General features: G+C 65.2%; 11 protein-coding genes. All 11 read left to right on the top strand.

Annotated elements, in window-relative coordinates; genetic code table 11:
• The first annotated feature begins 19 nt into the window (after positions 1-19).
• From tssB to BSU04_RS11290, 11 genes are read left to right on the top strand one after another with little or no spacing between them, the layout of a single operon-like run.
• A complete protein-coding gene (gene tssB / locus BSU04_RS11340; protein WP_089160695.1) occupies positions 20-574 on the top strand; it encodes a type VI secretion system contractile sheath small subunit in 555 nt (184 codons plus the stop codon).
• 37 nt (positions 575-611) lie between these two features.
• Positions 612-2,120: a type VI secretion system contractile sheath large subunit gene (tssC, locus tag BSU04_RS11335; RefSeq protein ID WP_089160694.1), complete on the top strand. Its 1,509-nt coding sequence runs from the start codon at positions 612-614 to the stop codon at positions 2,118-2,120.
• A gap of 33 nt (positions 2,121-2,153) precedes the next feature.
• On the top strand, positions 2,154-2,636 hold the full coding sequence (locus BSU04_RS11330) for an Hcp family type VI secretion system effector (RefSeq protein WP_089160693.1): 483 nt from the start codon (positions 2,154-2,156) through the stop codon (positions 2,634-2,636).
• A gap of 52 nt (positions 2,637-2,688) precedes the next feature.
• Positions 2,689-3,141: a type VI secretion system baseplate subunit TssE gene (locus BSU04_RS11325; RefSeq protein ID WP_179258290.1), complete on the top strand. Its 453-nt coding sequence runs from the start codon at positions 2,689-2,691 to the stop codon at positions 3,139-3,141.
• Positions 3,141-5,015, top strand: coding sequence for a type VI secretion system baseplate subunit TssF (tssF, locus tag BSU04_RS11320; protein ID WP_089160691.1), 1,875 nt, complete (start codon positions 3,141-3,143; stop codon positions 5,013-5,015). The genes BSU04_RS11325 and tssF overlap by 1 nt, the downstream gene beginning before the upstream one ends.
• On the top strand, positions 5,012-6,286 hold the full coding sequence (tssG, locus tag BSU04_RS11315) for a type VI secretion system baseplate subunit TssG (protein WP_089160690.1): 1,275 nt from the start codon (positions 5,012-5,014) through the stop codon (positions 6,284-6,286). The genes tssF and tssG overlap by 4 nt, the downstream gene beginning before the upstream one ends.
• 10 nt (positions 6,287-6,296) lie before the next feature.
• A complete protein-coding gene (locus BSU04_RS11310; protein WP_089160689.1) occupies positions 6,297-8,525 on the top strand; it encodes a type VI secretion system Vgr family protein in 2,229 nt (742 codons plus the stop codon).
• Between the two features lie 8 nt (positions 8,526-8,533).
• Positions 8,534-10,957, top strand: a complete 2,424-nt coding sequence (locus BSU04_RS11305; RefSeq protein ID WP_089160688.1) for a DUF2169 family type VI secretion system accessory protein — start codon at positions 8,534-8,536, stop codon at positions 10,955-10,957.
• Positions 10,954-12,024 carry a pentapeptide repeat-containing protein gene (locus tag BSU04_RS11300; protein WP_089160687.1) on the top strand — a complete coding sequence of 357 codons (1,071 nt, stop codon included), beginning with the start codon at positions 10,954-10,956 and terminating at the stop codon, positions 12,022-12,024. The genes BSU04_RS11305 and BSU04_RS11300 overlap by 4 nt, the downstream gene beginning before the upstream one ends.
• Positions 12,025-12,034: 10 nt before the next feature.
• Complete coding sequence (locus tag BSU04_RS11295; RefSeq protein ID WP_256982496.1) at positions 12,035-12,646, top strand: DUF3540 domain-containing protein; 612 nt, start codon at positions 12,035-12,037, stop codon at positions 12,644-12,646.
• Between the two features lie 9 nt (positions 12,647-12,655).
• Positions 12,656-13,045 carry a PAAR-like domain-containing protein gene (locus BSU04_RS11290; protein ID WP_089160685.1) on the top strand — a complete coding sequence of 130 codons (390 nt, stop codon included), beginning with the start codon at positions 12,656-12,658 and terminating at the stop codon, positions 13,043-13,045.
• Position 13,046 lies beyond the last annotated feature (1 nt).

Here is a 13,046-nt window from a genome sequence, read left to right as displayed (position 1 = left end):
CTTCAGGGAGAGCACCACGATGGCAAAGGACACCCTATCGGCAAAGCAGGCGACCGGGCAGAAGTTCATCGCCCGCAACCGCGCGCCGCGCGTGCAGATCGAATACGACGTCGAACTCTACGGCAGCGAGCGCAAGGTCGAGATCCCGTTCGTGATGGGCGTCGTCGCCGATCTCGCGGGACAGTCGGAGAAACCTTTGCCCGAATTCGAGCAACGCCGCTTCCTGGAAATCGACATCGACAATTTCGACGAACGGCTCAAGGCCATTGAACCGCGCGTCGCGATGAACGTAAAGAACGACATCGCAGGCGAGGGACACCTCGCCGTCGACCTGCGCTTCGAGAGCATCGACGACTTCTCGCCGGCGAGCATCGCGCGCCAGATTCCTGCGCTCGACCAGTTGCTGCAGGCACGCTCGCAGTTGTCGAACCTGCTCTCCTACATGGACGGCAAGAGCCGCGCGGAAGAGCTGATCGCGCAGGCGCTCGCCAATCCAAAGCTGCTCGCCGCGCTCACCGGTGCCCCGAAAGCCCGAGGCTCCGGAATGGAAGAAAAAAAGGAGGAAGGGAAATGAACGCGGCAATCACCTTGAACAGTCAGGAGCATCGTCAATGAATCATGCAAATGTCATCGAACGGGAAGATGCCGAAGCCTTTTCCGCAGTCCTGATCCGCGAGTTCAACCCGCGCACTGAACAGGCGCAAGAAGCGATCGACGGCGCCGTGCGTACGCTCGCGTTCCAGGCGCTCGAGAATGCGGTCGTCATGTCCAACGACGCCTACGAAACCATCCGCGCGATCATCGCGGAAATCGACCGCAAGCTTTCGACGCAGATCAACACCATCATCCACGACGAGACGTTCCAGAAACTCGAATCGTCGTGGCGCGGGCTGCACTATCTCGTCAACAACACCGAGACCGATTCGCTGCTGAAGATCCGCTGCATGCCGATCACAAAGAAGGAAATCGGACGCATGCTCAAGCGCTACAAGGGCGTCGCGTGGGACCAGAGCCCACTCTTCAAGAAGGTCTACGAGGAAGAATATGGGCAGTTCGGCGGCGAACCGCTTGGTTGCCTCGTCGGCGACTATTACTTCGACCACAGCCCGCCCGATGTCGAGATGCTCGGCGAACTCGCAAAGATCGCCGCGGCGGCGCATTGCCCGTTCGTGACGGGCGCCTCGCCCGCGGTGATGCAAATGGAGTCGTGGCAGGAACTGTCGAACCCGCGTGATCTGACCAAGATCTTCCAGAACAGCGAGTACGCCGCGTGGCGCCATCTGCGCGAATCGGATGATTCGCGGTACCTGGCATTGACCATGCCGCGTTTTCTTGCGCGCTTGCCGTATGGCGCACGCGAGAATCCCGTCGACGCGTTCGACTTCGAGGAAGACACCGACGGCAGCAACCACGAGCGCTATTCGTGGATCAACTCGGCCTACGCCATGGCGGCCAACATCAACCGGTCGTTCAAGCACTACGGCTGGTGCACGTCGATTCGCGGCGTCGAATCGGGTGGTGCCGTCGAGGGCCTGCCCACGCACTCGTTCCCGACCGACGACGGTGGCGTCGACATGAAATGCCCGACCGAGATCGCCATCAGCGACCGGCGTGAGGCCGAGCTTGCGCGCAATGGATTCATGCCGTTCGTGCATCGCAAGAACTCGAACTTCGCCGCGTTCATCGGCGCGCAATCGCTGCAAAAGCCCGCTGAATACCACGATCCGACCGCTACCGACAACGCGCGGCTCGCCGCTCGCTTGCCGTATCTCTTCGCCTGCTGCCGCTTCGCGCACTACCTGAAGTGCATCGTGCGCGACAAGGTCGGCTCGTTCAGGGAACGCGGCGAGATGGAGGCGTGGCTCAACAACTGGATCATGAACTACGTCGATGGCGACCCCGTCAATTCGTCGCAGGACACGAAGGCGAGGAAACCACTGGCGGCAGCGCACGTGGTGGTTGAGGAAGTCGAGGGCAATCCAGGCTTTTACGGCGCCAAGTTCTTCCTGCGGCCGCATTACCAGCTCGAAGGGCTGACGGTGTCGCTGCGACTCGTGTCGCGCTTGCCTGCGCTCACTCATGGGCAGCCCGCGGTTCCCGCATTGCAATCAAGTCGTTAATTTCAATCAGCAACACAACGAGGAGGATGGACCATGTCAGTAGATATGTACATGCGCGTAGACGGCGTGACCGGCGAATCGAAGGACGCGAACCACAAGGGCTGGATCGATATCCAGTCGTATTCCTGGGGTGCGGCTCAACCCGGCAGCATGTCGACGGGAAGCGGCGGCGGTATCGGCAAGGTGAGCTTCAACGACCTGATGGTCGAGACGTTCATGGACAAGGCCGCGCCTGCTGTTTTGAAGTACTGCGCGAACGGCCGGCATTTGCCGAAGGTCGAGATCTCGGTATGCAAGGCGGGTGGCACGCAGATCGAATACCTTCGCATCACGCTCTCGGAAGTGCTTGTCACGTCGGTCCTGCAGGGCGCGGACAAGGGATCGGAAGCGGTAAAGGTGAACTATGCCTTCCAGGCGGCGAAGGTGCGCAAGCAATACTGGGAGCAGACCGACCAGGGTACGAAGGGTGGCGAGAGCATCCTCGGCTGGGACATCAAGGAAAACCGCGAGGTTTGAGCATGAATGCCCCCTTCCGTCCGGTGCGTGCCGTCCGTTCATGGAGCCGCGCGTGAGCCGGCCTCCTTCCGGTGCACGCGCGTCGCTGCTCGATCGACTGACCGGCAGCGACGAGGCGCACACGCGGGCGCGCGATCCGATTCTGCGCGACCTCGGGTGGCTGCTCAACAGCATTCCGCTCGAAGTGTCGTGCGGTCTCGCGGCGTATCCGCACGTACGACGTTCCGTGCTGAATTTCGGGACCACCGCGCTCGGCGCGGCGGCCGGCGCAAGCACGATCGAGAGCGCCGTGCGCGAGGCGCTCGTGCGCTTCGAACCGCGCATCGAGGCGGACAGTATCGACGTTCGCTATATCGCCCGGGCGGAGGACGCGCAACACCCGTCTCTCTCGCTTGCTATCGAAGGTACATGGCGCACGCCGGACGGCGAGGAACACATCCGCGTCGTGCCTCGGATCGACGCCGACAGCGGGCATGCCACGCTCGCCGGACCCGGAGCCGACTGATGGACGCGCGACTGCTCGACTACTACGAACGCGAACTTGCCTACCTGCGCGAGCTGGGCGGTGAATTCGCGGCCGCTTTCCCCAAGGCGGCAGGCCACCTCGGCATGCAGGGCGGCGCCGTGTCCGACCCGTATGTCGAACGCCTGCTGGAAGGTTTCAGTTTCCTGAGCGCACGTATCCATCTCAAGATGGATGCCGAATTCCCACGCTTCACGCAGCGCTTGCTTGATATCGTTTATCCCAACTATCTGGCGCCGTTGCCGTCAATGGCGATCGTCGCGATGCAGCCCAACCTGCGCGAAGGCAGCCTGCTGGCCGGCTACACGCTGCCAACCGGCACGCCGATGCGCGCGGGACTCAGTCCCGGTGAGCAGACGCCTTGCGAGTTCCGCACCGCGCACGAGGTCACGTTGTGGCCGCTGACGCTCTCCGAGATCAGGATGGGCGGCCGCCCCGTTGACCTGCCGCTCGCCCGGATGAATGACGGCGCCCAGGTGCGCGGCGCATTGCGTCTGCGCCTGGACACAACGTTCCTGGCGAAAGTCGGCGAACTGCCAATCGAACGTTTGGGCTTCTTTCTGAGCGGTCCCGAGACGCAGGCGTTCCGGCTGCTTGAACGCATTCTCGGCGACACAGTCGGCGTGGTATGTCATCCGGCATCGCCATCGGCGTCGGGTGGCGAAAGTACGCTGCTGGCGCCGGACGCGATCCGCCACGAGGGTTTCGACGCCACACAGGCGCTCCTGCCGCATACGTCGCACGCGTTTCAGGGTTATCGCCTGCTGCACGAGTACTTCGCGTTTCCCGCACGCTACCTGTTCTTCAGCATCGGCGACTTGCGCCCGGCGCTGCAACGCATCTCTGGCGATGCGTTCGTCCTCACCATACTCTTCAAGACGAGCGACCCGGAACTCGAACGCTCGGTCGATCTGCGCAGTCTCGCTCTCCATTGCACGCCCGCGATCAACTTGTTCCCGAAGCGCACCGACCGCATCGCCGTATCGACGCGGCAGCACGAGCATCATCTCGTGGTCGACCGGACCCGTCCGCTCGACTATGAGGTTCACAGCGTCGCGGAAGTTACCGGGCATGAGCAACAACACGGCAGGTCGCTCGCGTTCCGGCCGCTTTACGGCGCGCTTGGCGCGACTGCGGAGGACCACGGCCGCTATTTTTCGACGCGTCGCGAGCCGCGGGTGATTCCCGCGCAAGGTCGGCGCGCACCGCGTTCGGGCTACGTGGGCAGCGAATTGTTCGTGTCGCTGGTCGATCAGCACGACGCACCGTTTCCTGAAGCATTGCGCCACATTGGCGCCGCGACGCTGTGCACCAACCGTGATCTGCCGCTGTCCATGCCACTCGATAGCGCAAGCGACTTCACCCTTCGCATTTCAGCCCCGGTCACCGCAATCAAGGCGATACGCGGGCCGACGTCGCCGCGGGCGGCTATCGCGGAGAACGACACGACATGGCGGCTCATCGGCCATCTCGGGCTCAACTACCTGACGCTCGCCGACCTCGACGCCTCGAGCGGTGCGAAAGCGCTGCGGGAATTGCTGGGACTGTATGCCGGCGCCGCCGTGCCCGGCGCGCTAGCCCAGATCGAGGGAATTCGCGCTGTCACGGTGGAAGCTGTTACGCGGCAACTGCCTCAGCCCGGGCCGCTGATGTTCGGCCGGGGCGTCGCTGTGTCGCTGTTGATCGACGAACTCGCGTTCGCGGGCGCGAGCCCGTGGCTGTTCGGCGCAGTGATGGAGCAGTTCTTCGCGCGCCACGTGTCGCTCAACAGCTTCAGCGAACTCGTGCTCGTCACCCTACAACGCGGCGAGATCCGGCGGTGGCCCGCGCGTATCGGCCGGCGTCCCACCGCATGAACGCGCGCATCGCCGCTTTCTGGCAACGCGTCGCCGACGCGCCGCACGCCCATGGTCTGTACGCCCTGCTGCGCTGGCTAGACGCGCGTGGCGACAGTCCCGTGCGTCTCGGCCACGCATCGCATCCGGATGACGAACCGCTGCGCATCGGCCAACTGCCATCTCTTGCCTTCGCGCCTTCAACGGTCGCCAGCGTGACGCTGCCCGATGGGGCAGCAGTCGGAGCCGAAGCCGGGACCGTTGGCGAAACCGAGGCCGCGACCGCTGCCGATGACGGGGCCTTGGCGGAAGCATCAACAGAAGCCGAAGCAGAAGCAGAAGCAGAAGCAGAAGCAGAGGCTGGCAACAAGTCCGAAGCAAGGGGTGAAACCAAGGCTCAAGGAAAGATCGCCGCGGGTATCGGCCTTGTCACGGGCGTCGACACCCGCCCCCAACCCAAACCCAAAAGCCGTCCCCCTCGCGTCTCGATCCACGGCTTCGGCCTGTTCGGCCCGAACGGCCCGCTGCCGCTCCACCTCACCGAATACGCTCGGGACCGTGCCCGCCATCACGACGACGGCACTCTCACCGCTTTCGCCGACCTGTTCCATCACCGCCTGACCCTGCTGTTCTACCGCGCGTGGGCCGATGCCCAGCCGGCGGTCAGCCTGGACCGCGCCGGCCATGCCCGCTTCGACGACTACCTCGCGTGCCTGATCCACCTCGGCCAGCCGTCGCTGCGTCGACGCGATTCCCGGGCCGATCACGCCCGCTTCTTCATGGCCGGCCACTTCGTCAGGCAGACGCGCAACCCCGAAGGCTTGCGCGCCGTCTTGCATGCGGCGCTCGGCGTACCGGTCGAGATCGTCGAATGGGTGCCGCGGTGGCTCATGGTCGACGCGAACAGCCGCACTGCACTGGGACGCCACGGCGCGCCGAACGGGCTCGGGTGTGGAGCGATCGTCGGCATGGCGGTGCGGGAGGCGCAGGGAAAGTTCGAGATCAGGCTGGGCCCGCTGACACGGGACGAACACGCGAGCCTGCTGCCCGGCACGCCACTCGCGCGCCAACTCGCGCAAAGGGTACGGGACTACGGCGGCATCGAATGGGACTGGGACGTGCGCCTGATGCTGGCCGCCAGCGAAATGCGCGGCGCGGCGCTCGGCGCCGCAAACCAACCGCTCGGGCTCGCAAGCTGGCTCGGCTCGCGCACGTGCCGCGACGTTGCCGGCGATCTCGCCTACTCACCGGAACGCCGGGCAAGCCGTCGCGCCCGCCCCCTAAATCTTTGAGGAAGCCACCATGGATCACATCATCACGGCCGACACGCCGCTCGACCCTGACATGCTCCGCTTCCGCTCGCTGCACGGCAACGAAGCGCTGTCTTCGCTTTACGACTTCAGGGTGGAACTCGTGAGCCCGTCCGCGTCGATCGACATGCATGCGCTGCTCGGCAAGCCATTGAATCTGCGCATCGCACTAGCCAACGGCGACGTGCGTCATCTCGGCGGCCACGTCGCGCGCTGTGAGTTCGCCGGACGCGAGACGGTGACCTCACGCTCCTATGTCTACGAAGTCACCCTGCGTCCGTGGCTCTGGTATCTCTCGCTCAACAGCGACTGCCGCATCTTCCAGAACCTGCCGGTGACCGGCATCCTGCGCGAGGTGTTCGGCAGCTACGGCTTCGCGGTGGAAGAGCGGCTGATCGCGACGTATCGAAGTTGGGACTACTGCGTGCAATACCGCGAGAGTGACTTCGCGTTCGCGAGTCGCCTGATGGAGCAGGAAGGCATCTATTACTTCTTTCGTCACGAGGCGGGCCAGCAAGTGCTCGTCCTCGCCGACGACATGAGCGCCCACGATCCGCTGCCCCACTACGCCACCTTGCCGTATCTTCCGCCAGAGCGTCTCGCCCTGCCCGACGAGGATGGCATCGACGCGTGGCGGCCGGCCGCGCAGATCAGCACGGGCGCTTGTACTGTCGACGACTATGACTTTCGCAAGCCGAATGCGGACCTGTCGCAACTGCGCGCGCAACCGCTCACCGCCGAGCACGGCAGTTATGCGAAGTACGTGCCGCAAAGTGGCTACATTGACGCCGACGAAGGCGAGCACTACGCGCGCATGCGGCTGGAAGAGGAGCAGGCCAGCCACGCGCGAGCCCAGGCGCATACGCACTTGCGCGCGACGGCGCCCGGTTTTCGCTTCACGCTCGAGCGCTGTCCGCGTCAGTCTGAGAACCAGGAATATTTGCTCGCCGGCGTGCGCTATCGGCTGCAAGAAGGCGGCTACGCAAGCGGCAGTGGCGAGGCACGTTATGACTTCGACTTCGTCGCGCAACCGGCGTCCGTGCCTTATCGTGCGCCGAGCGTGACGCCGGTGCCGAAAGCGAGCGGGCCGCAAACGGCGGTCGTCGTGGGCCCGGCGGGCGAGGAGATCTGGACCGACCGATTCGGCCGCGTGAAGCTGCAGTTCCGCTGGGACCGGCGCGGGCGGCGCGATGAAAACAGCTCCTGCTGGGTGCGCGTGTCCGATGCCTGGGCGGGCTCGAACTACGGCGGCATCCACGTGCCGCGCATCGGGCAGGAAGTGGTGGTGGACTTCATCAACGGCGAACTCGACCGGCCGCTTATCACGGGCCGCATCTACAACGCCGCGCAGATGCCGCCGTTCGCGCTGCCGGATGCCGCGACGCAGAGCGGTTTCGTGACCCGCACGCCGGGCGGTACGGGCGCCAACGCCAACATGCTGCGCTTCGAGGACAAGCGCGGCGCCGAGCAACTCGCGCTGCACGCCGAGCGCAACTACGATGTCTCCGTCGAGAACGACGCGAGCCACGACATAGGCCGCGACGAGGGCGTGACCATTGCCCGCAACGCGACCCGGGCGGTCGGCAACGATGCAAGCACGAGCATTGCGCGCAACGAGACCTATGCCATAGGCCAGGATTCGCAAACCAGCATCGCTCGCAACGAAACCCGCAGTGTCGGCAACGATTACAGCGCAAGCATCTCGAATAACGAGACGTACACCGTCGGCAACGATCGCAGCGCCTCGACGGCGAACGACGAGACGCATAACGTCGGGCATGACTACGGCATCGTCGTCGGCCACGACATGACGCATCGCGTGGGCTCCAATCACACCATCGCGGTCGCGCAGGACGCAACGCAAAGCGTGGGCGGCAATTCGGGCGTGTCGGTCGCGAGCAATTCAACGACGACCGTCGGCGGCAGCTCGAGCAGCACCGTTGACGGCAATTCATCCATGATTGTGAGCGGTACGCTGCTGATGGAAACCGCCGACATGGTGTCGATCGCCGCTGCCGCCTTCGGTCTAACCGGATTGAGCATGTCGGCAATAGGCAGTTCGGTGATGGCGACGGGCTCGTTCGTTACCGCCACGGGATCGAGCGTCGCCGCAACGGGCAGTTCGGTGTCGGCGACGGGCTCGTCGGTGAGCAGCGTGGGCTCGAGCGTCAGCGCGACGGGCGTGTCGTTCAACACGGTCGGCCTTTCGGTCACGTTCTGAGTGTCTCGATGAAAATCATCAAGCCCACTTCCCTCGGCATCCTGACCCGCACTTACCGGTCCGCGGCGCGTGAGCATCTCGGCATCGCGATCCCGCTCCTGGCGACGCTCGGCGACACCCCACGTCTACTTGGCGAATCCGCGCTCTGGGACGTCGTGCGCGAAGAACTCGGGGCCTACACGCTCGATGCGGCGCTGCCCAAGCCGCACGGAGAGTTCCTGGTCTCGGCGCGCGCGTACGGCAAGTATTGCGGGGCGGCTCACGCGTGCGAGGTGGGAGCACGTTTTGCCGGCATCGAGAAGCGCTTGCGGGTGACCGGCGATCGCGCGCCCCTCGACGAATTGCCGATCGACTGGCCGCTCACCTACGGTGGCCCGGGTTTCGCGGACAACCCGCGCGGGCGCGGATTCGCTCCGGGACCGCAGACAACATCGCCATCCGGGCCGCCATCCGCACCTCAAGTGGCATACGCGGCTCCAGGTCCGCTCAGGCCAGCCAGCTTTACCCCGATCGCAGCCGACTGGCCCGCGCGCCGCACGCTCTACGGCCAGCTCGACCAGCAATGGCTCGACGAGGACCGCCCCGGTTTTCCGCGCTCGCTCGATCGCCGCTATTTCAACATCGCGCCGCTCGACCAGCAGTTGCCCGCGCACTTGGCCCTGCCCAACGCCGCCGCCTACGAATTCACGCGCTTGCATCCCGAACGCGAGGTGCTGCGCGGCGTCTTGCCGGCGTTGCGCGCCCGGTGTTTTATCAAGCGACGCGAAAGCGGTTCGCTCGAAGAGATCCCGATGCGTTTGACGACCGCGTGGTTCGTGCCGCATCGCGAGCGTGTTGCGATGATCTTTCATGGCGAGACCGTCATCGACGAGTTCGATGCGCGCGACGTCGAATGCCTGCTGCTCGCCGCAGAAACATGCGGCGACACGCGACCGGCTGGGCATTATCGGCACGTGTTCGACCTGCGTCACGATCCCGAGCATGGCGTGCTGCACGCGTTGCGCGACGCCGACCTCATGCCCGAATCCATGCTCTCGCGCGATGACGCGCCGCAGGCCTCGGTGTCCGCATGGCAGGGCAACCTCATGCGGCGCGCGCGCCGGGAAGCCGAACTTGCAGGCACGCGGGTGCCCGCCGTCGCTGCAGCGTTCGAAGGCGATGGATTCACGCCGCCGCGCCTCAGCGAGCTCGCCGAGTTCGTGGCGCGCAGTGAACGGCAAGCGAGCGAACAGCGCGCCGCGCTGGAAACCAGGCGCAAGGAAGTTGAAGCTAAGCGTACCGCATTGAAACCGCTGCCCAACGCGCGACGCGGTCCGCCGGCGGTGCCATCGGCGCAACACGTAAGGCGCTGCGGCATGCCCGACGCCGGGCGCCGCCTGCGCGACGTATACCGCCACGCCGCGCATTATCAGGATGCCGCGTCTTCGCTCAGCACGGCGGCATCGCAGGCGTTGCGCGCGCGTATCAGTGCGGGCGATTGCGTAGCGGGCTTCGACCTGACGGGCGCGGACCTGAGCGGCATGAACTTGCGCGGCGCGAACCTCTCGGGCGCGCTGCTGGAGAGCGCGGATCTGACCGGCGCCGACCTGAGCGACGCAACCCTCACCGACGCGGTCCTCGTACGCGCCACGCTGACGCGCACGCGCTTGTCCGGCGCGAACCTCGCCGCCGCCAACCTGTCGCTCGCGCAATGCGAGGACACGGACTTCACTGGCGCGACGCTCGATGGCTGCGTCGCCGAGCGCACGCGCTTTTTGCGCTGCTGCTTCAGACTGGCATCGATACGACGGGCGCAGTTGCGCGAGTGCACGTTCGACAGCGCCGATTTCAGCAACGCAACACTCGCCGACCTTGCTTTCACCGAACAGGTCCTGAGCGACGCCAACTTCAAAGGCGCCACGATCCGCAAGCTCGCCTTCGTGAACTGCCACCTCGAGCGGGCCTGTTTTTCCGGCGCGGACGTCGAAGGCTTCGGACTCGTCGAGACCATCGCGCGGGACGTTGACTTCAACATGGCATCGCTGAAAAAGGCGTGTTTTGTGAAGGACACCGTGCTGGCTGGCGCCGATTTCACGCAGGCGGTCCTGGTCGAAGTCAACCTGCGCGAAGCGGACCTTCGCGGCGCGCGATTCGATCATGCATCGATCGTCCAGAGCGACTTCTCCGATGCCAACCTGCAAGCGGCGAGCTTGCTGAGCGTGCGCATCGAGAACGGCTATCTCGTGCGAGCCGATCTGCGCGGCGCGGCGTTATCGCGGGCCGACCTGATCAACGCATGCCTGCGGCGCGCCGACCTTCGCGGCGCGGATTTGCGCGAGACGAATCTCTTTCGCGCAGATCTGGCCGAGGCATCGCTCGATCGCGCAACGCGACTGGATGGCGCTTATCTGGAACAGGCTGTGTTCCATCCGCTTGCGAGCGCACGCGCATGACGCCCGATCGCGAGCAACTCCAGCAAGCGATCCGCGACGGCGAAACCATCCGTGGACGCTCGATCGGACCGCTCGACCTCGCCGACTGCGACCTGTCCGGCGCGCTGTTCTCGAACGTCACGTTCGACGGCACGCGGCTCGCCTGCGCGCGCCTCGACGACTGCGTATTCGAGAACTGCATGTTCACCGACGTCGATTTGACCCGCGCGCACATGGCGAAGAGTGTCTTCATCGGCGGCGAATGGCTGCGCGCGGACCTGAGCGGCAGCGTGCTCGAGGAATGCCGCTTCCTCACAACCCCGTTGAACGGCACGTGCTTTTCGGGCGCACGGCTCACGCGCGTCGCGTTCCTCAACAACGGCCTGGGTCGCTGCCGCTTCAACGGCGCGCAACTCTCGCTCAGCTTCTTCGACCAGTCGACGCTCGACGAAGCGGACTTCACCGCCGCAAAAATCAGCCAATGCCTGTTCTACCGGACCGACCTGCGCACGACGCGCTTCGCGCGAGCGAGCTTCGACAACGCCGTCTTCACGGAATCGGATCTGTCGGAACTGACGCTCCGGGGACAGGCGATGCCGCGTTGCCAGTTCATCGGAAGCCGGCTCGAAGGCGCCGATTTCACGTCGGCCACGCTCGCTCAGTGCAACTTCCAGGGCGCAGCGCTTGGACACGCAATATTCGATGACGCCAATGCGCCCTACGCCAACTTCTTCGGCGCGAAGGCAAACGGCGCGCGCTTTCACGGCGCGCGCCTGCTGGACAGCGTGTGGGTCGACGCGTCCATTGGCGACGCCGACTTCAGCGCGGCGGACCTGTCGGGTGCCGTCATGCATCGCGCCAATGCAAGCCGCGCGCACTTCGCCGGAACCCGCTTCGACGGCGCGGACCTGTCGGACGCAACGTTGACGCACGCCGATTTCAGCCGCGCCACCTTCCTGCGCACCCGCATGCAACGAGCGCACGACGCACCGGCACGTCGCGAAGGCATCGCCGAGGACGACACGGCGCATGCCGCCGCTCTCGCGTGGTCCATCCGCCGCAACGCACGCCCTTCCACTCATGAATGAGGCTACAACAGTGTTTCAAAGCGTAATTGAACCCGAACGCGTCGCATCGCGTGCGGCCGACACCGTCGGCACCGTGCTCGCCCATCTCGACGACGCTCTGATGCTGGTCGCCGTCAATGGCCACGCCGTACGCTGCCGGCGCGCATTCAGTTGCCTGGTCGAGCCGGAACCCGGTGACCGCGTGACGGTAAGCCACGCCGACCCGCAATGCCGTTACGTGCTGGCCATTCTGGAACGTGCGAACCCGGGCGTGACGCGCATCTCGATCGATGGCGATCTCGTGCTTCAGGCGAGCCGCGCGGTGCGCATCGTCGCGGCGAGCGAATTGAGCGCACAGGGTGAGCGGCTCGCGCTGAGCGCCAACGCGGCGGAGTTCGATTGCGGCGACGTGGAAAGCCGCATTGGCGCGCTGCGGCTCATCGGCCGGACGATCGAGACGGTAGTCGAGCGCGTCGTGCAAATCAGCCGTTCGAGTTTTCGGAGCATCGAGCGCATCGACCATCTGCGCACGGCGCATCTCGATCACGCTGCAACCGAGACCGCGCGACTGCACGGCAAACATCTGCTCCTGAGCGGCGAGCGGCTGTCCAAGCTCGACGCCGAACAAATCCATCTAGGTTAGGAACATCCCATGGTCATGGTCAATTCCAGTGCCGCCGGCACCAACGACGCCATCAGCGTCAACCTGACGCCGCCCGTCGGCGTGCCGGTTCCGTACGACAACAAGGCACAGCGCGTGCAGGCAATTCCGAACGTCGCCAACATCCTGATCGCGGGCGCGCCCGCGCACAATCTCGCGACCATCATCCCGGTCACGAGCGGCGACGCGCCCGGCTCGATGGGCGGCGTGAGTTCGGGCACGGTCTCGTCGACCTCGCGCAACATCAACGGCGCGAACACGGTCCTGCTGCACGGCATGCCGACGACGCGCATGACCGATCCGACCCAGCAGAACTCGACCAACGCGATCGGCACCGGCAGCGCGCCCAGCCAGACGCACATCCTCAACCTTGCCGGCTGAG

Origin of the sequence: Caballeronia sordidicola (assembly GCF_002220365.1) — a bacterium.
GTDB lineage: Bacteria > Pseudomonadota > Gammaproteobacteria > Burkholderiales > Burkholderiaceae > Caballeronia > Caballeronia sordidicola_C.
This window is presented reverse-complemented; position numbering and strand designations above follow the sequence as displayed.